General features: G+C 55.3%; 18 protein-coding genes. 9 read left to right on the top strand and 9 right to left on the bottom strand.

The annotated features are described in order from the left end of the window. Positions 1-87: 87 nt before the first annotated feature. Positions 88-267, bottom strand: coding sequence for a hypothetical protein (locus ACWYRJ_RS05465; RefSeq protein WP_455507534.1), 180 nt, complete (start codon positions 265-267; stop codon positions 88-90). A gap of 2 nt (positions 268-269) precedes the next feature. Then, complete coding sequence (locus ACWYRJ_RS05460) at positions 270-1,046, bottom strand: hypothetical protein (protein WP_455507533.1); 777 nt, start codon at positions 1,044-1,046, stop codon at positions 270-272. Positions 1,047-1,451: 405 nt separating this feature from the next. Between ACWYRJ_RS05460 and yihX the strand changes: the two genes are divergently transcribed. Genes yihX through fabY form a run of 4 tightly spaced genes read left to right on the top strand, consistent with a single transcriptional unit; the run spans position 1,452 to position 4,346 of the window. After that, positions 1,452-2,051 (top strand): glucose-1-phosphatase, encoded by a 600-nt coding sequence (gene yihX, locus ACWYRJ_RS05455; protein ID WP_127732662.1) that lies wholly within the window; start codon positions 1,452-1,454, stop codon positions 2,049-2,051. Beyond that, positions 2,045-2,926 (top strand): virulence factor BrkB family protein, encoded by an 882-nt coding sequence (locus ACWYRJ_RS05450; RefSeq protein WP_115876970.1) that lies wholly within the window; start codon positions 2,045-2,047, stop codon positions 2,924-2,926. The genes yihX and ACWYRJ_RS05450 overlap by 7 nt, the downstream gene beginning before the upstream one ends. Continuing rightward, positions 2,923-3,360 (top strand): D-aminoacyl-tRNA deacylase, encoded by a 438-nt coding sequence (gene dtd, locus ACWYRJ_RS05445; protein ID WP_008501836.1) that lies wholly within the window; start codon positions 2,923-2,925, stop codon positions 3,358-3,360. The genes ACWYRJ_RS05450 and dtd overlap by 4 nt, the downstream gene beginning before the upstream one ends. A gap of 44 nt (positions 3,361-3,404) precedes the next feature. After that, positions 3,405-4,346: a fatty acid biosynthesis protein FabY gene (gene fabY / locus ACWYRJ_RS05440; RefSeq protein WP_223580783.1), complete on the top strand. Its 942-nt coding sequence runs from the start codon at positions 3,405-3,407 to the stop codon at positions 4,344-4,346. Between the two features lie 8 nt (positions 4,347-4,354). Here fabY and ACWYRJ_RS05435 read toward each other — a convergent pair whose 3' ends face one another. The 5 genes from ACWYRJ_RS05435 to fdnG all read right to left on the bottom strand — a co-directional run bounded on the left by ACWYRJ_RS05435 (position 4,355) and on the right by fdnG (position 11,018). Next, a complete protein-coding gene (locus tag ACWYRJ_RS05435; RefSeq protein ID WP_223580781.1) occupies positions 4,355-5,275 on the bottom strand; it encodes an alpha/beta hydrolase in 921 nt (306 codons plus the stop codon). Positions 5,276-5,494: 219 nt separating this feature from the next. Then, complete coding sequence (gene fdhE, locus ACWYRJ_RS05430; protein WP_023309751.1) at positions 5,495-6,424, bottom strand: formate dehydrogenase accessory protein FdhE; 930 nt, start codon at positions 6,422-6,424, stop codon at positions 5,495-5,497. Beyond that, positions 6,421-7,056, bottom strand: a complete 636-nt coding sequence (fdoI, locus tag ACWYRJ_RS05425; RefSeq protein WP_008501832.1) for a formate dehydrogenase cytochrome b556 subunit — start codon at positions 7,054-7,056, stop codon at positions 6,421-6,423. Before fdoI ends, fdhE begins: the two co-directional genes overlap by 4 nt. After that, positions 7,053-7,955: a formate dehydrogenase subunit beta gene (fdxH, locus tag ACWYRJ_RS05420; RefSeq protein ID WP_008501831.1), complete on the bottom strand. Its 903-nt coding sequence runs from the start codon at positions 7,953-7,955 to the stop codon at positions 7,053-7,055. The genes fdoI and fdxH overlap by 4 nt, the downstream gene beginning before the upstream one ends. Positions 7,956-7,967: 12 nt before the next feature. Then, on the bottom strand, positions 7,968-11,018 hold the full coding sequence (fdnG, locus tag ACWYRJ_RS05415) for a formate dehydrogenase-N subunit alpha (RefSeq protein WP_455507532.1): 3,051 nt from the start codon (positions 11,016-11,018) through the stop codon (positions 7,968-7,970). A 371-nt stretch (positions 11,019-11,389) separates the two neighbouring features. Between fdnG and fdhD the strand changes: the two genes are divergently transcribed. Then, the gene (fdhD, locus tag ACWYRJ_RS05410; RefSeq protein WP_455507531.1) at positions 11,390-12,226 is read left to right on the top strand and encodes a formate dehydrogenase accessory sulfurtransferase FdhD; all 837 of its coding nucleotides are present in this window, start codon (positions 11,390-11,392) and stop codon (positions 12,224-12,226) included. 114 nt (positions 12,227-12,340) lie between these two features. Then, a complete protein-coding gene (locus ACWYRJ_RS05405; protein ID WP_047345526.1) occupies positions 12,341-12,553 on the top strand; it encodes a YdgH/BhsA/McbA family protein in 213 nt (70 codons plus the stop codon). A gap of 39 nt (positions 12,554-12,592) precedes the next feature. Here ACWYRJ_RS05405 and ACWYRJ_RS05400 read toward each other — a convergent pair whose 3' ends face one another. Both ACWYRJ_RS05400 and ACWYRJ_RS05395 read right to left on the bottom strand, forming a co-directional pair. Then, positions 12,593-12,916 (bottom strand): AzlD domain-containing protein, encoded by a 324-nt coding sequence (locus ACWYRJ_RS05400; RefSeq protein ID WP_111963949.1) that lies wholly within the window; start codon positions 12,914-12,916, stop codon positions 12,593-12,595. Beyond that, the gene (locus ACWYRJ_RS05395) at positions 12,916-13,575 is read right to left on the bottom strand and encodes an AzlC family ABC transporter permease (RefSeq protein WP_008501825.1); all 660 of its coding nucleotides are present in this window, start codon (positions 13,573-13,575) and stop codon (positions 12,916-12,918) included. Before ACWYRJ_RS05395 ends, ACWYRJ_RS05400 begins: the two co-directional genes overlap by 1 nt. Positions 13,576-13,677: 102 nt before the next feature. Here ACWYRJ_RS05395 and ACWYRJ_RS05390 point away from each other — a divergent pair, with 102 nt between their 5' ends. The 3 genes from ACWYRJ_RS05390 (at position 13,678) to ACWYRJ_RS05380 (ending at position 17,467) form a co-directional block, all read left to right on the top strand. Next, positions 13,678-14,226: a helix-turn-helix domain-containing protein gene (locus ACWYRJ_RS05390; RefSeq protein WP_023309744.1), complete on the top strand. Its 549-nt coding sequence runs from the start codon at positions 13,678-13,680 to the stop codon at positions 14,224-14,226. Between the two features lie 17 nt (positions 14,227-14,243). Beyond that, complete coding sequence (locus ACWYRJ_RS05385; protein ID WP_455507530.1) at positions 14,244-15,239, top strand: LacI family DNA-binding transcriptional regulator; 996 nt, start codon at positions 14,244-14,246, stop codon at positions 15,237-15,239. A gap of 104 nt (positions 15,240-15,343) precedes the next feature. Beyond that, complete coding sequence (locus tag ACWYRJ_RS05380; RefSeq protein ID WP_455507529.1) at positions 15,344-17,467, top strand: alpha-galactosidase; 2,124 nt, start codon at positions 15,344-15,346, stop codon at positions 17,465-17,467. The last annotated feature ends 32 nt before the right edge of the window (positions 17,468-17,499 follow it).

Genomic DNA, 17,499 nt, shown 5'->3' with positions numbered 1-17,499 from the left:
CAAAATGACGAAAGCAGGTATGCCTGAAAGCGTGCGTATTGCCTGAAAACACAACCCGCTACGGGGGAGACTTACCCGAAATCTGATTTATTCAACAAAGCCGCTTTCAGAGTGAGAACCATCTTTGTTAGTGGTGCTGGTGTGAGAATAGCTGCCATTACAACCAGCGCTACCACCACCGAACATCCCACCAATCGCACTACCGATAGAACCCCACATTCCTGCACCGCTGACGTTACTTAATTCACTTTCATTGAGTTCACGCATTATTAATTTTCCTTGCAATAGTGAGCAAAAGGTATACCCATAATATCCATAGACTTTTTCCATACCATTTCACCATCCGTGAATGAAATGTTTTTTACGCCAAAACGCGTAAAATCCTTTTCGCTGTACGTCGACAGACCTGTGTCTGGATCACCAATATTTTCTTTTTGCCCGCAAAGTGGCATCATCCATGACACATTTATATCTTTGTAGAATGCTTTATCCGTTTTTCTTATTTCTGAGAAAATGCGATCTGTTATCGTTGTGTCTGTATTGATTTCTCCGTTAACCGTAGTTGTTAACTTATTGTCATCAGAATTAGGCGACCCATGGAAACCAATAATGGAACCATAGTTGATGATTTTGTTTTTTGCCGCTGGGAAAAGATAGTTAGCACAGGAAGAAAGGCATAATCGCCTGACCTCAATGTTAATTTCTTTATCATGAATAACTTGTGCTATTTTTATTGCAGTTTCGACATCGCCACCACCACTGTTTATGGATATCGTTCTGACAGGGATAAGGTTTTTTCTGATAAGCCCCACAATGATTTTGTCATCATCTTTGGATATGTTTCCGTCGATATATAACGTATCAAAAACGAGGTGGGTTGAAAGTTTTGGTTCAAGCCCTTGCTTCACAATCAGTTGGCTGGAGAGTTGATATAAAATATCTCTGCTGGCTTTTTTAAATCGGTAGGCATTGTATGAATAAATAGCGAAAGCGCAGAGTAAAGCTATTAAAACGGCACTGAGGACGTATCCCTTTTTAATATTCACGAAAGTGCAGCTCCATGTGTAAAGTAATGTAAATTTATCATTATAAAAAAGAAGATAAATAGAGCATTTGTATCTAAATGTAAATTTAAGTAAAGTGAACTTGTTGCGATTTCGAGCAAAGCCGCGCGAAATGGGATTGCCATGGCAAAAATGGGGGAATATGGTGATGAGAAAAAATATTACGGAAGCGTTTTTCTATAATTTTTTGCAGAATGAACTAAAACGTATATCTTCGCAAAATCGAACTTAAATAAAACTCATCCCTGCCTATCGCCAGTAAGCCAATATCATCTTCCTGGCTAAATTTTTGTTCTTCATACTGCTCCCTCTAAGCTGAATCTCGTGCATAGCCAAACTTTATCTTTCCCGCTACAGTTACCTCTCCACGGCGAGCAGGAGATAAACATGCTTTATATCTTTGATTTAGGAAACGTCATCGTCGATATCGATTTTAATCGCGTGTTGGGCGCATGGAGCGATTTTAGCCGCGTGCCGCTGGCGACCTTAAAGCAGAATTTCGCGATGGGCGAGACTTTCCACCAGCATGAACGCGGCGAAATCAGCGATGAAGAGTTCGCTGAACGTTTCTGTCAGGAGATGGGGCTTTCGTTAAGCTATGAACAGTTTTCCCACGGTTGGCAGGCGGTATTTGTCGCCATCCGGCCCGAAGTGATCGACATCATGCACAAACTGCGCGATCAGGGGCATCGTGTCGTTGTGCTATCAAATACCAACCGCCTGCATACCACGTTCTGGCCTGAAGAATACCCTGAAGTTAAGGCGGCGGCTGATAAAATCTATCTCTCGCAGGAGATGGGCATGCGTAAGCCTGAAGCGCGAATTTATCAGGCTGTTCTGCAGTCAGAAGGATTCACCGCGGCCGATGCGGTCTTTTTCGACGACAACGCCGATAATATAGAGGGAGCTAACCAGTTGGGTATTACGTCAATTCTGGTGACCGGAAAAGAGACGATACCTGACTACTTTGCGAAGCAGCTATGCTAAAAACCGTTCATCAAAAAGCCACGCACCATACTCGCCCGCTGCGGGCCTGGCTGAAACTGCTCTGGCACCGGATTGATGAGGACAATATGACCACGCTGGCGGGTAACCTCGCCTACGTGTCATTACTCTCGTTAGTGCCGCTGGTGGCGGTTATCTTTGCCCTGTTTTCCGCCTTTCCGATGTTTGCGGACGTCAGCGTGCAGCTTCGTCATTTTGTCTTCGCGAATTTCATTCCGGCAACCGGGGATGTTATCCAGAACTACATTGAGCAGTTTGTTGCTAATTCCAGCAAGATGACGGCAGTGGGGGCGTGCGGTCTTATCGTCACCGCGCTGCTGTTGATGTACGCCATCGATAACGCGCTAAACACGATCTGGCGGAGTAAAAAAGCGCGGCCAAAGGTCTATTCCTTTGCCGTGTACTGGATGATCCTCACGCTGGGGCCGCTGCTGGCCGGGGCGAGCCTGGCAATCAGTTCTTATCTGCTCTCCCTGCGCTGGGCGAGTGATTTAAACGGCGCTATTGATAATGTGCTTCGCATCTTTCCGTTGATCCTGTCGTGGCTCTCGTTCTGGCTGCTCTATAGCGTGGTGCCGACCACGCGCGTGCCCAACCGCGATGCGGTCGTTGGGGCGCTGGTGGCGGCATTGCTCTTTGAGCTCGGTAAGAAAGGGTTTGCCCTCTACATCACCATGTTTCCGTCCTATCAGCTGATTTACGGCGTGCTGGCGGTGATCCCCATTTTGTTTGTCTGGGTCTACTGGACCTGGTGTATCGTCTTGCTTGGTGCTGAAATAACTGTCACTCTCGGTGTATACCGCGAACTTAAAAAAGCAGCAGAAGCTGAAAAACAACAAGAAGCAGACCAACCATGATTGCATTGATACAGCGCGTAACCCGTGCCAGCGTCACCGTGGAGGGAGAGGTGACGGGTGAAATTGGCCCAGGACTTTTGGTGTTGTTAGGTGTCGAAAAGGATGACGACGAGCAAAAAGCCAACCGCTTGTGTGAGCGCGTACTGGGCTACCGTATTTTCAGCGATGCGGAAGGCAAGATGAACCTGAACGTCCAGCAGGCGGGCGGCAGCGTGCTGGTGGTTTCCCAGTTTACGCTGGCAGCGGATACCGAGCGCGGCATGCGCCCGAGTTTCTCGAAAGGCGCCGCGCCGGATCGTGCAGAAGCACTTTACGAGTACTTTGTAGAGCGTTGTCGCCAGCAGGAAATGAATACGCAAACCGGACGATTCGCTGCAGATATGCAGGTATCGCTGGTGAACGATGGCCCCGTCACATTCTGGCTCCAGGTATGAGCATACTTACGGCATGGCCGCGGGTAACAAGAGAGAGTACAGCTATGTATCACCTTCGAGTACCGCAAACGGAAGAAGAGTTAGAAGCCTATTACCAGTTCCGCTGGGAAATGCTACGCAAGCCATTACATCAGCCAAAAGGCTCTGAGCGCGACGCCTGGGACGCGATGGCCCACCATCAGATGGTGATGGACGAAGACGGCAACCTCGTGGCCGTCGGGCGTTTGTACATCAACGCCGATAACGAAGCGTCTATTCGCTTTATGGCGGTTCATCCCTCCGTGCAGGACAAAGGTCTGGGGACGCTAATGGCGATGACCCTGGAATCCGTCGCCCGTCAGGAAGGCGTTAAGCGCGTTACCTGTAGCGCCCGCGAAGATGCCGTGGAATTCTTCGCTAAACTCGGTTTTGTGAATCAGGGGGAGATCACAACCCCGCAAACCACCCCGATTCGTCATTTTTTGATGATCAAACCCATCGCCACGCTGGATGATATTCTTCATCGCGCCGACTGGTGCGGACAGCTGCAGCAGGCCTGGTATCAGCACATTCCGCTCAGCGAAAAAATGGGCGTGCGCATTCAGCAGTACACCGGACAAAAATTTATTACCACCATGCCGGAAACTGGCAATCAGAACCCCCACCACACCCTCTTTGCTGGAAGTCTGTTCTCACTGGCCACGCTCACCGGCTGGGGACTTATCTGGCTGATGCTGCGCGAGCGCCATCTGGGTGGCACCATCATTCTTGCTGATGCTCATATCCGCTATAGCGCACCGATCAGCGGTAAACCGAGCGCGGTGGCCGATCTGGGATCGCTGGGCGGCGATCTGGATCGCCTGGCACGCGGCCGCAAGGCTCGCGTACAAATGCAGGTTGAACTATTTGGCGATAAAACACCGGGCGCGGTGTTTGAAGGCACCTATATCGTTCTTCCGGCGAAGCCTTTTGGCGCGTATGAAGAGGGCGGGAACGAGGAGGAGTAATCTTCTGTTCACGTTATCCGGGCGTGCTGAATCCGCCCGGCGATATCCCGCATAACGTCTCGCGCAGACTGGCTAACGCCGCCAAGCTGAAAGAAGCCATGGATGACGCCCAGCCAGCGCTGAGCGGTACACTTCACACCCTGCTCAGTCAAATGCTGATATAACATTTCTCCCTCATCGCATAGCGGATCGTACTCTGCGGTAATGATGTGCACTGGCGGAAGTCCGTAAAAATCATCGCGCCACAGCGGGCTCGCTTCGGGATGCTGGCGGTCGATGTCGGCGAGGTACATTTCATACCCGCTGAGCAGGGTATCGCGGGTGATAATGTAATCCGTGCCATTGAGGGCATAGCTTTCAAAACTGGCGGTGGCGTCGAGCATGGGATAGATAAGAATGAGCTGCGCGGGTTTCCATCGTCCTTTCGCGTTGAGCCGCAATGACGTCACCAGCGCAAGATGGCCTCCTGCGCTGTCTCCGCAAAGTGTGATCCGGTTTTTATCCACGCCCAGTTTGTCCGCATAATGCCAGACCAGATCTGCACCTTTTTCCGCATCGTCATGTGCTGCGGGGAAAATATGCTCCGGGGCCAGCCTGTACTGAATCGCGATCACCCGGCAATTGCCGTAGCAGGCTAACTGGCGGAGTTGGTTGTCATGGGTATCAAAGCCGCCGCTGATGAAACATCCACCATGATAGTAAATGGCAGCAGGCAATATTTCAGGCGCATTGAGAGGTGAAAATACCCGAATGGTAAGACCCTCAAGAACAAGCGTCTCCACCTGAACGCGCGTTTCGGTCTCCCCGGCAAGCCCCGTGCTGGCAATATAACCTGCTCGTCGCACCTCAACGCTCTGGCGACGTGACGAGGGTCGCCCTGCAGCGATAAATCCCTGAACCAGCTGTGCAATACCCTGTTCCAGCGCCATGAAAATTCCCTTTTACTGTATGGATAAACAGTTTTATAGCCTGGTTTGATTCAAAAGAAAACAAGAATATTGTTGAGGGCAACAATCTGGAAAGCGGCTCGCAAAGGCGATAACGCGTCTCTCAACGAGAATGGAGAGCATCTGACATGAAAGACGGCGGGTAATGCTGTCGAACTGCAGGCCGGGCAAGCACGCGCCGCCCGGCACTGTAACAGGGAGTTATTCCCCTTCACCCGGGAACAGGAACGGGTTGATCGAGCTGCGGGCGAATCCCTCCTGCTCCATCTTCGCGTCCAGAATCAGCGAGGCAAGATCGTCGGCCACCGCTTCGACTTTCGGGTCTTTTTCCTGATACAGAATCTTCAGGTAAGTGCCACAGTCGCCGCAGCTTTCAGCTTTCACTGCTGCTTCTTCATTTTCCAGCGACCAGTAGTTCAGATCGCGGGTCTGCTCGCAGTTGCTGCACTTGATGCGAACCACGTGCCACTCGGTTTCACACAGGTTGCAGTGCAGGTAGCGCAGCCCCTGAGTGGTGCCGATTTGCACCATGCTCGATACCGGCATGGAGCCGCAGACCGGGCAGAACTGGCGCGCCTCGCCGTATTCGGCGCGAGCTTTGCCGGGGATCAGGCTCGCCATTTGCGCCCAGTAAAGCGACAGCGCAGCCCAGATAAACGGCGCTTTATCGCTGCTCACCAGAGCAAAGTCGGAGGCAAACAGCGCGCTCGCCATCTCTTCCAGCTCCAGGTCAGAGGCTTTTTCCAGATTCTCAATGACCGCCAGCGCGGTTCCGCTCATCTCCGGCTTCAGCTCGGCAATCAGCGAATGCAGCAGCTTTTGCCAGTGCTTGTCGCGCGGCAGGACGTGAATGTCCAACGGCGGCTTGCCCTGCGCGTTGGCTTCTTTGATACGCGCGGTCAGATCCATTTGCAGCGGGTGGTCGTACAGCACCACTTCCTGCGCATGGGCGACCAGCGCGGCAAAGCGCAGAAAATCGCCCAGCGGGTTGTTCTCTGCCAGCTCGCGCAGACGCTCTGCGCGGCGGTTGTAGAGGTTCTTGAGTCTGGGGAATAACAACGGCGGAATATAATCCGCCGTGCGTTTCTCGCTCGACCCCAGCTCATCTTGCGGGATTATGCGAATACTCATTCAGATGACTTTTCCTGTTTCTGGCGGACTTCACGGTACCAGCGCGGGTGATGTTTCTTCGCCCACGTACTGGTTACCCATCCTTCCACCATCGCGGTAATGGTGCCTTTCACCCAAAGGGCGGCGTAGATATGCACCATGATAACCACAATTAACGCCACTGCGGCAAATGAATGCAGCATCAGCGCGAATCGGATCACCGGGATTGAGAAAGCAGGCGCAAAGTACGGACGCCAGATGATCACGCCGCTCACCAGCAACAGGACCAGGAAGATAATCGCCGCCCAGAATACGCATTTCTGGCCGAAGTTATAACGCCCGGTGTCACCCACTTCCTCGTTGACGACGATCTTACGAATATTCTTCGCCCAAAAGATATCATCCCGATTGATTAGGTTATGGTGCCAGTAGCGGAAAAACATGATGATGAAAGACGCGAACATAATGACGCCCACAAACGGGTGCAGGATGCGCGCCAGCTGTGGAGTCCCCATGATCTGCATCAGCCAGTTGAAGGACGGGAAGAAGAACCCCAGCCCGCTTATCGCCGCCAGCATGAAGCAGAAGGCGGTGACCCAGTGGTTGATGCGTTCCGGCGCGGTGTAGCGCACGATGGTGTCACGTTTTCTCATTTGCGCACCTCGTCTTTCTCTTCATGCAGGTTGTCGTCTTCCTCTTCCGCGCGGTTCGGACCGACGCCGACGTAGTGGAAGATGCTCGCTGCGAAGGTGGCAGCAAAACCGACCGCTGCCAGCGGTTTCCAGATGCCTTTCCAGAACTTCACGGTGGCGCTGATTTCCGGGTTCTCCGGCAGACCGTGATACAGATTCGGCTTGTCGGCGTGGTGCAGCACGTACATCACGTGCGTACCGCCAACCCCGGCCGGATCGTACAGGCCCGCGTTGTCGTAACCACGGGTTTTCAGCTCGCCCACGCGCTCTGCCGCCAGCGTTTTCATATCCTCTTTGGAGCCAAAGTGGATAGCGCCGGTTGGGCAGGTCTTCACGCATGCAGGTTCCTGGCCGACGGTTACGCGGTCAACGCACAGGGTGCATTTGTAGACGCGGTTGTCTTCCGGGTTCAGGCGCGGTACGTCGAACGGACAGCCCGCGATGCAGTAGCCGCAGCCGATGCACTGTTCGGACTGGAAGTCGACGATGCCGTTGGCATACTGAATGATAGCCCCTTCTGACGGACATGCCTTCAGGCAGCCCGGATCCGCACAGTGCATACAGCCGTCTTTGCGAATAAGCCATTCCAGTTTGTCGTTCTGCTCCACTTCCGAGAAACGCATCACCGTCCAGGACTTGGCGGTCAGGTCCGCCGGGTTGTCGTACACCCCGACGTTGTGACCCACTTCGTCACGCAGATCGTTCCACTCAGAGCAGGCCACCTGACAGGCTTTACAGCCGATACAGGTGGTCACGTCGATAAGCTTCGCCACTTCCTGCTGGTGGTCCCGCGCCTGAGGCGCGGGCGTGAAACCATTAGTCGCGGAACGACGGATAATGTCTTGAGATTGATAAGCCATAAGTCGTCTCCGTTACACCTTTTCCACGTTCACGAGGAAGGCCTTAAACTCCGGCGTCTGCGTGTTCGCATCACCGACGAACGGCGTCAGGGTGTTCGCAATGAACCCTTTCTTCGCCACGCCCTCATAGCCCCAGTGAATCGGAATACCGATGGTATCCACCTGCTGACCGTGAACGTTCAGCGTGCGAATACGCTTAGTCACCACCGCCTTGGCTTTAATATAGCCACGGTTAGAGGAGACCTTCACGGTATCGCCATGGGCAATGCCGAGCTTGTTCGCCAGCTTCTCACCGATCTCCACAAACTGTTCCGGCTGCGCGATCGCGTTAAGTAGCGCGTGCTTGGTCCAGTAGTGGAAGTGCTCGGTCAGACGGTAGGTGGTGCCCACGTACGGGAACTTGTCCTTTTTACCCAGCGCTTCAAAGTCGCCTTTGAAGATACGGGCTGCCGGGTTTGAGACCACGTTCGGGTGCAGCGGGTTGGTGCCCAGCGGCGTCTCAAACGGCTCGTAGTGTTCCGGGAACGGACCTTCCGCCATCTTATCGATAGCAAACAGACGCCCCATCCCCTCAGGCTGCATGATAAATGGACCAACGTCGCTGCCCGGTGCGGCAGTGCTGTAGTCTGGAATATCCACGCCGCCCCATTTCGCACCGTCCCACTTCAGAAGCTGACGCTTCGGATCCCACGGGTTACCCTGCGGGTCAGCGGATGCGCGGTTATAGAGGATGCGGCGGTTGAGCGGCCACGCCCATGCCCAGCCCAGCGTATTGCCAAGGCCCGACGGGTCGGCGTTATCGCGGTTTGCCATCTGGTTGCCCTTCGGCGTCCAGCTACCGGCAAAGATCCAGCAGCCGCTGGAGGTGGTACCATCATCGCGCAGGTGCGCGAAGGTGCTGAGCTGATCGCCTTTCTTCGCCAGTACGGTGCCGGTGGCCGGGTCGATAACGTCCGCCAGCGCCTTACCGTTGCTCTCCATCGCCACTTCTTCTGGCGCAGGATTTTCCGGCGTCGAGTAGTTCCAGGTCATGTTCAGCACGGGTTCCGGGTTCGCGCCGCCTTCTTCCGCATACATCTTACGCAGGCGTAAGAAGATGCCGGCCAGGATCTCGCCGTCGTTCATGGCGATGCCCGGGGCGTCCGCACCTTTCCAGTGCCACTGCAGCCAGCGTCCGGAGTTAACGATCGACCCGTTCTCTTCCGCGAAGCAGGTTGACGGCAGACGGAACACTTCGGTCTGAATCTTCGACGGATCGACGTCGTTCGATTCGCCGTGATTCTGCCAGAAGGTCGAGGTCTCGGTATTGAGCGGGTCAATCGTCACCAGGAACTTCAGTTTCGACAGCGACTCAACAACCTTGTTCTTGTTAGGGAACGAGGCCACCGGGTTAAAGCCCTGGCACAAATAGCCGTTCACTTTGCCCTGGTGCATCATCTCGAAATACTGCAGAACGTCATAACCTTTGTCCCACTTCGGCAGCCAGTCAAAGCCCCAGCTGTTTTCAGCCGTCGCTTTATCACCGAAGAACGCTTTCATCATCGAGACGAAGAACTTCGGATAGTTGCCCCAGTAGTTCACCTGGCCTTCAAGCAGCGGTTTAGGCGTGCTGGCCGTCAGGTAGGTTTGCAGGTCGGTCTGTTTCTCGCTTGGCAGGCTCATGTAACCCGGCAGGCTTTGAGACAGCAGGCCGAGGTCAGTCAGACCCTGAATGTTGGAGTGACCGCGCAGGGCGTTCACGCCGCCGCCAGCCATACCCATGTTGCCGAGCAGGAGCTGAACCATCGCCATGGTACGGATGTTCTGCGAACCGATGGAGTGTTGCGTCCAGCCGAGGGCGTACAGGAACGACGCGGTTTTGTCCTTCGCGCTGGTTTCGGCGATAAGCTCGCACACCTTCAGGAAGTCCGCCTTCGGCGTACCGCAGATGTTTTCGACAACCTCAGGCGTGTAGCGGGAAACGTGCTCTTTCAGCAGGTTCCACACGCAGCGCGGATGCTGCAGGGTGGTGTCGCGCTTCGCAAAGCCTTTTTCATCCAGCTCGTAGTTCCAGCTGGTTTTGTCGTATTTGCGTTTTTCGGCGTCGTAACCGCTGAACAGGCCATCTTCGAAGTGGTAATCCTCACGCACGATCAGGCTGGCGTTGGTATAGGCTTCGGTGTATTCGCGGTTATATTTTTCGTTGGTCATCAGGTACAGCAATACGCCTGACAGGAAAGTGATGTCAGTACCTGAACGAATAGGGGTGTAGAAATCCGCCACTGACGCAGTACGCGTAAAGCGGGGATCGATCACAATCAGTTTCGCACCGTTGTGGATTTTGGCTTCCATCGCCCAGCGGAACCCGACAGGGTGCGCTTCAGCGGCGTTACCGCCCATCACCACAATGAGGTTGGCGTTCTTGATGTCGACCCAGTGGTTGGTCATCGCACCGCGACCAAATGTTGGAGCAAGACTTGCTACCGTTGGTCCGTGTCAGACACGCGCCTGGTTGTCGACCGCGAGCATACCGAGTGCGCGCGTAAATTTCTGGGTTAAATAACCGGTTTCGTTGCTTGAAGCGGAGGCACACAGCATCCCGGTGGAGAGCCAGCGGTTGACCGTGACGCCGTCGGCATTCTTCTCAACAAAGTTGGCATCGCGGTCTTCTTTAATGTGTTTTGCGATGCGGTCAAACGCCTCTTCCCAGCTGATTTGCTGCCATTTGTCGGATCCAGGCGCACGATATTCAGGGAATTTGAGACGGCTTTCGGAGTGGATAAAGTCCACCAGACCGGCCCCTTTCGGGCACAATGCGCCGCGGTTAACCGGATGATCCGGGTCGCCTTCGATATGGAAAATAGACGCTTTGGCGTTTTTAGCACCGTCGCCGAGGCTATACATTAACAGCCCGCAACCGACAGAGCAGTACGTACAGGTATTACGGGTTTCACGGGTGCGCAGCAGTTTATACTGCCGCGTTTCCGCCAGCGCTACGCCGGGCGCAAAGCCCAGTGCCGCTGCCGTGGTGCCTGCCATACCGCCAGCGCAGATCTTAAAGAACTGCCTTCTGCTGACCTGCATGGGTCACTCCTTGTTTCGACATTGCTTACATATGTAGTTTTGACTTCGCGGCTGAAGAATGACCGCAAAGGAAAAAATTTGCGTTAATCCCTCAATTCCACGAGGGATATCATCAGAATACCACATTGTCGGTACCGCTGTTCTAATGGCGTTAATACAAAGTGAACGTATTATCACCATGTTGATTATAAAGTGTGATATTGATCACATTAAAAGCTCTGCATGTTAAAGCGGTGTAGCCAGTGTCAGGTTGCACCCCTGCTAAATGAGTAGGAGAATGGTTGTCGAAAAGTTGATCCATACTATGCATACAGCCTGTGGTTTATGCTGCAATAGCACGCTCACCTCCGTGGTTGTTCAGGAATACCGCTGTGTCTAAACAAAACCGTGCTCCCCACTCGTCACCACTACCTGCGGGTATTGTGGAACTTTCGGTACACAGACCGCCCCACATCACCCATGCCACGCCGGATTTTCTGGCGGAAGAAGTGCCCGTTGCGCTCGTTTACAACGGTATTTCACATGTGGTGATGATGGCGTCTCCGAAAGATCTTGAGCTGTTCGCCATCGGTTTTTCCCTCTCGGAAGGCATCATTGACCATCCGCAAGATATCTATGGCATGGACGTGGTGCAGGCCTGCAACGGCCTGGAAGTGCAAATCGAGCTCTCCAGCCGCCGCTTTATGGGACTCAAGGAGCGCCGTCGCGCGCTGGCCGGGCGTACCGGCTGTGGCGTGTGCGGCGTTGAGCAGCTCAACGATATTGGTAAACCTGTTGCGCCACTGCCGTTTACTCAGACCTTTGATCTGGCGCACCTCGACCCTGCGCTTGAGCACCTGAATGATGTACAGCCCATCGGCCAGCTGAGCGGCTGCACGCACGCGGCGGCATGGGTGTTGCCGTCGGGGGATATTGCCGGGGGACATGAGGACGTTGGCCGCCACGTGGCGCTGGATAAGCTGCTCGGCCGCCGGGCACGTGAAAGTGAGGTCTGGAAGCAGGGGGCAGCACTCGTTTCCAGCCGCGCCAGCTACGAGATGGTGCAAAAATCCGCGATGTGCGGTGTGGAAATTCTGTTTGCGGTCTCAGCCGCAACAACGCTGGCGGTGGAGGTGGCGGAGCGCTGCAACCTGACGCTGGTGGGCTTCTGCAAGCCGGGAAGGGCGACCATTTATACCCATCCACAACGATTAATAGTTGATCAATAATTTTGAATGATAATAGCAAATCCTTCCGCTTTTAGTTGTTCATGATGAGGTCTAGTATTTATCTCATCAAGGCACAGTGCCTTACCTAAACAACTTAATGAAAGGGTTTATAACATGAAAAGCATCAAAACTTTTGTCGCTGTAATCGCTCTGGCTGCTTCTTTCGGTTCTTTCGCTGCACAGACCGTAACCGCAACCGCCTCTACCATTGATGGCGCAGAAGCTAAAATCGCGGCTCAGGCTCAGGAAGCCGGCGCGTCATCGTACAAAATTACCCAGGCGTTCTCAGGTAACCGCGTACACATGACCGCTGAACTGACTAAATAAGCTGTCCAATCGTCGAAAGAGCGCCCCCGGGGCGCTTTTTTAGTTTATGCCCGCCACGCGCAGCAGCGCGGTTACCACTGCCGCCGCTACGATCACCACAATTAACGGCATCTTTCGCCAGGCCAAAAACACTGCAAACGCCACGCCCAGCACGCGCGCCATGCCGGCAAAGTGGTCACCCTCATAAAACGTGGTCGCCAGCGCCACGGAAAACAGCAATACCGTTGCCGCATCTGACAGCAGCGCCTGTGAACGCTCTGACAATGCCAGCCTGCTGCCCAGTTTCGCTCCGCCAAGACGCATCAAATAGGTTCCCGCAGACAAAATGGCGATGCCGAGAATAAAGAACGTCATGTTTTCCATTATTTTTTCCTCGCGGCAAGACCGAGTAAAGAGAGCAGTACCGGCAGACCTACGGGGGCAAACGGCACCGCGGCCAGCGACAGAACGGCACCGCTGCAGGCGCGTATCAGCGTGGTGCGGTTTTTAAATGCGGGAACCACTAATGCCAGCAGTATCGCCGGGAATACCGCATCCAGGCCTATGGTTTCCGGGTCCGGCAGCAGTTTGCCGACCATGGCACCCAGCAGCGCGCCAAGCGGCCAGACGATGGCGACGCCTAAACCGCACAGCCAGTAGGCGGCTTTACGCTGCTCGGCGGTTTTTTGCGACAGGCCAAACACCACGCTTTCGTCGTTCATGATGTGGCAGCCCAACAGGCTCAGACCGCGCTTACCGACCAGCTCTCGCACCGTCACGCCAAACGGCACGTGGCGCGCGTTGACCAGCAAACCCGCGGCTGCAGCCGCCAGCGGGTTACCGCCGCTTGCTACAATGCCGATAAACATAAACTCTGACGCGCCCGCGAGTACGGTGATGGAGAGCACAAACGGCACCCAGACCGGGAAACCGTAGGCCATCGCCAGCGAGCCGTAGGACATTCCCACCACGCCCACCGCGAGGCAGACCAGGATGATTGCTTTTATGGTGTCGCCTTTCAGACAAGAGAGATGATGCTTCATACATTTTTAGCCATATCGAACGTGTATCCATTATAATGAACGCAACGAAACTGATTTTCAAGGCGAACGATTCGTTCGTTTTATAGAACAAGAGGCCGTTATATGACGCAGCCAATCAGCCTGATCGCTAAAAGTCTGGTGCGGGAACGTCTGCGCACCGGGCTTTCGCTCGCGGAAATTGCCCGCCGTGCCGGGATCGCTAAATCCACTCTTTCCCAGCTGGAGTCCGGCAACGGTAACCCTAGCCTGGAAACGCTGTGGTCGCTGTGCGTGGCGCTGGATATTCCTTTCGCCCGCCTGCTTGAGCCGCAGTTGCCGACCACGCAGGTGATCCGCCGTGGTGAAGGGACGAAAGTGGTCGCCGGACAGGCTAATTATGAAGCCATTTTACTGGCGGCATGCCCTCCCGGCGCGCGCCGCGATGTCTATCTTCTGATGACCCAACCGGGCGCAGATCGTATTTCTCAGCCGCATCCGCCGGGCTCTGTTGAACATATTATTGTGACGCAGGGCCGGGCGCTGGTCGGCCTGCTCGACGCGGCGGAAGAGCTCGGCGCAGGGGATTATATTTGTTATCCCGCCGACCAGCCGCACATCTTCAAGGCCCTGGAGCCAGACACTTACGCGCTGCTGGTGGCGGAACAAAACTAACAGAGATACGGAAACTCATGTCGCTTAAAGCCATTGCCAAAGAACTGGGGCTGTCAGTCACCACCGTCAGCCGCGCCCTCAACGGATATGACGACGTCTCCGCCGAGACGCGCGCTCGCGTAGAAGCGGAAGCCCAGCGACGCGGCTATCGGCCTAACACCTTCGCCCGCCGCCTGAAGATGGGAAAAATTGATGCCGTTGGGCTGGTGTTCCCGGTCCATCCTGTTCCGCTCAATAACAGCGTATTTATGGACATGGTCGGCGAAATTAGCCACGAACTGGTGCGACATGAGATCGACTTATTGCTTATCGCCGACGACGATCTTGCGGATAAGCACAGCTATATGCGCATGGTGCAAAGCCGCCGCGTGGATGCGCTGATTGTGGCCCACACGTTGGATCGCGATCCGCGACTTGAGCAGCTGCAGGCCGCTGGATTTCCCTTTCTGGCGCTTGGTCGCAGTCAGCTACCGCAGCCGTACGCGTGGTTCGACTTCGACAACTATGCCGGTACGTACAATGCTACACGCTGGCTAATCGGGAAAGGCCATCAGCGCATTGCCCTACTGGGCGAAAGCAACAATCAGGCATTCATCACCCAGCGTCGTCAGGGCTATCTGGAAGCGTTGCGGGAAGCCGGGCTTTCCAGCGAATGGCTGCGCGCCATGCCCCCTTCGCGCCGCGTGGGTTATGCCACCACGAAAGAGCTTCTCTCGCTGTCGCAGCCGCCCACGGCCATCATTACCGACTGCAACACTCACGGTGACGGCGCGGCGATGGCGCTGACAGAGCTGGGCCGTCTGACCGGCGAGAACGCTGTTGCGTTGGTTGTTTATGACGGGCTCCCGCAGGACAGTATCGTCGATGCTGACGTGGCGGCAGTGATCCAGTCCACCCGCCAGGGCGTCGGGAAACAGATTGCCGATATGGTGCGTCAGCTGATTAACGGCGACGATATTGAACGGCTTCAGGTGCTTTGGCAGCCCGAATTCTTTCCCGGCCAGACGGCCTGAATCTCTCCATTTTCTAAAGCCGATCACAAAACCGAAACGTTTTGGTTTGTATCCGAAACGTTTCGGATCAACACTCAGATCATCCCGATGACAGGAGATGTCTGATGCAAGATTCCGTTTTACGACTTGAAAGCAACACGGTAGACGTGGTGATCAAAACGTACCCGTTCGCCGAAATTCTCTACTGGGGGCCGCACCTTCAGCACTTTTCGCCACAGGATGTTGCTATGCTCGCGCGCCCTGTTGCCAACGGCAGGCTTGACGTCGACTCCCCGGTCACGCTGATGGCCGAGCTGGGGCACGGTCTGTTTGGTGCTCCCGGCATTGAGGGGCATCGGCAGGGGCTGGACGGTTCACCCATGTTCACCACCACAGACGTACAGCAGTCAGGACAAACCCTGACGGTGACGGCGGAAGATGAACATGCGGGCCTGCGTCTGACCAGTGAACTGGCGCTGGATGCCAGCGGCGTGCTGGTGGTTCGTCACGGTTTAACGAACCTGAAAGCGATCCCCTGGCAGGTGGACCGTTTCGCCGTCACGCTGCCGGTGGCCGAACGCGCGCAGGAGGTGATGGCCTTCCACGGACGCTGGATCAGGGAATTTCAGCCGCACCGCGTAAAGCTTGAACACGACAGCTTCGTGATTGAAAACCGTCGGGGTAAAACCTCCCACGAGCACTTCCCGGCGCTGATTGCCGGTACGCCGTCGTTTAGCGAAATGCAGGGTGACGTCTGGGGCGTGCATCTGGGCTGGAGCGGCAACCACCGCCTGCGCGCGGAAGCGAAAACCGATGGTCGTCGCTACCTGCAGGCCGAAGCGCTCTACCTGCCGGGCGAAATGGCGGTTGAGGAGGGCGATACGCTCTGGACGCCGCGCCTGTATGCCAGCTATTCCACGCATGGCCTGAACGGCATGAGCCAGCCGTTTCATCGCTACCTGCGCAACAACGTTATCCGCTTCCCGGAAAACAAACCGCGCCCGGTGCACCTCAATACCTGGGAAGGGATCTACTTCAACCACGATCCGGACTACATCATGCGCATGGCCGACGAGGCGGCGACGTTGGGTGTGGAGCGCTTTATCATCGACGACGGCTGGTTCAAAGGTCGTAACGACGACCATGCCGCGCTGGGCGACTGGTACCTGGATGAGAAAAAATACCCGAACGGCCTGACGCCGGTGATCGACCACGTCAAACGGCTCGGCATGGAGTTTGGCATCTGGGTTGAGCCGGAGATGATCAACCCAGATTCAGATTTGTACCGCGCGCACCCTGACTGGGTGCTGGCGCTGCCGGGCTACAAACAACACACCGGGCGGCACCAGCTGGTGCTCAATCTGAGTATCCCGGAAGCATTTGATTATCTTGTGGAACGCATGAGCTGGCTTCTGGGTGAACATGAAGTCGACTACGTGAAGTGGGACATGAACCGTGAGCTGGTACAGCCGGGTCACGACGGGAAGGCCGCCGCTGACGCGCAAACCCGCCAGTTTTATCGCCTGCTGGACGTGCTGGGTGAACGTTTTCCGCACATCGAATTTGAATCCTGCTCATCCGGCGGGGGGCGAATTGACTATGAGGTGCTGACGCGCTGCCACCGCTTCTGGGCCTCGGACAACAACGATGCGCTGGAGCGCAACACCATCCAGCGCGGCATGAGCTATTTCTTTCCGCCGGAGGTGATGGGGGCGCATATCGGTCATCATAAATGTCACGCTACCTTCCGCCAGCACAGCATTGAATTTCGCGGTCTGACGGCGCTGTTTGGCCATATGGGGCTGGAACTTGACCCCCTCACCGTCGATGAGAAGGAGCGCGAAGGCTATCGCCGTTACGCCGCGCTGTACAGGCAGTGGCGCGAGGTTATTCATCAGGGCACACAATGGCGCGTGGATATGCCGGATGCCAGTACGCTGGCACAGGGTATTGTGAGCGAAGATAAAACGCAGGGGCTGTTTATCGTCAGCCAGCTCGCCATGCCGGACTACACGCTGATGATGCCGCTGCGCATGCCGGGGCTTGAGCCCAGCGCGCAGTATCGTATTTCGCTGCTCGATCACCCTGATATTCACATTACCGGTGAAGGAGGCCATACCATGCGCAAGCTGCCGGCATGGATGGAAACACCGCAAACGGCGAGCGGCGAGTGGCTGATGCAGGCGGGCATTGCGCTGCCGATTCTGGATCCGGAAACCGCCGTTCTGATTGGCGTTGAACGCGTGTAAAGGTGACGGGCCGGACAGCCGGCCCTCCGTTG

The organism is Enterobacter sp., assembly GCF_977039595.1.
Note: the sequence above shows the minus strand (reverse complement) of the source record. Positions and strands in the feature narration are given on the sequence as shown.

What these genes read in the sequence shown, in the direction of transcription:
- ACWYRJ_RS05465 (WP_455507534.1), bottom strand. Translation starts at nt 267, where the DNA reads ATGCGTGAACTCAATGAAAGTGAATTAAGTAACGTCAGCGGTGCAGGA.
- yihX (WP_127732662.1), top strand. Translation starts at nt 1,452, where the DNA reads ATGCTTTATATCTTTGATTTAGGAAACGTCATCGTCGATATCGATTTT.
- ACWYRJ_RS05450 (WP_115876970.1), top strand. Translation starts at nt 2,045, where the DNA reads ATGCTAAAAACCGTTCATCAAAAAGCCACGCACCATACTCGCCCGCTG.
- dtd (WP_008501836.1), top strand. Translation starts at nt 2,923, where the DNA reads ATGATTGCATTGATACAGCGCGTAACCCGTGCCAGCGTCACCGTGGAG.
- fabY (WP_223580783.1), top strand. Translation starts at nt 3,405, where the DNA reads ATGTATCACCTTCGAGTACCGCAAACGGAAGAAGAGTTAGAAGCCTAT.
- ACWYRJ_RS05435 (WP_223580781.1), bottom strand. Translation starts at nt 5,275, where the DNA reads ATGGCGCTGGAACAGGGTATTGCACAGCTGGTTCAGGGATTTATCGCT.
- fdhE (WP_023309751.1), bottom strand. Translation starts at nt 6,424, where the DNA reads ATGAGTATTCGCATAATCCCGCAAGATGAGCTGGGGTCGAGCGAGAAA.
- fdoI (WP_008501832.1), bottom strand. Translation starts at nt 7,056, where the DNA reads ATGAGAAAACGTGACACCATCGTGCGCTACACCGCGCCGGAACGCATC.
- fdxH (WP_008501831.1), bottom strand. Translation starts at nt 7,955, where the DNA reads ATGGCTTATCAATCTCAAGACATTATCCGTCGTTCCGCGACTAATGGT.
- ACWYRJ_RS05405 (WP_047345526.1), top strand. Translation starts at nt 12,341, where the DNA reads ATGAAAAGCATCAAAACTTTTGTCGCTGTAATCGCTCTGGCTGCTTCT.
- ACWYRJ_RS05400 (WP_111963949.1), bottom strand. Translation starts at nt 12,916, where the DNA reads ATGGAAAACATGACGTTCTTTATTCTCGGCATCGCCATTTTGTCTGCG.
- ACWYRJ_RS05395 (WP_008501825.1), bottom strand. Translation starts at nt 13,575, where the DNA reads ATGAAGCATCATCTCTCTTGTCTGAAAGGCGACACCATAAAAGCAATC.
- ACWYRJ_RS05390 (WP_023309744.1), top strand. Translation starts at nt 13,678, where the DNA reads ATGACGCAGCCAATCAGCCTGATCGCTAAAAGTCTGGTGCGGGAACGT.
- ACWYRJ_RS05385 (WP_455507530.1), top strand. Translation starts at nt 14,244, where the DNA reads ATGTCGCTTAAAGCCATTGCCAAAGAACTGGGGCTGTCAGTCACCACC.
- ACWYRJ_RS05380 (WP_455507529.1), top strand. Translation starts at nt 15,344, where the DNA reads ATGCAAGATTCCGTTTTACGACTTGAAAGCAACACGGTAGACGTGGTG.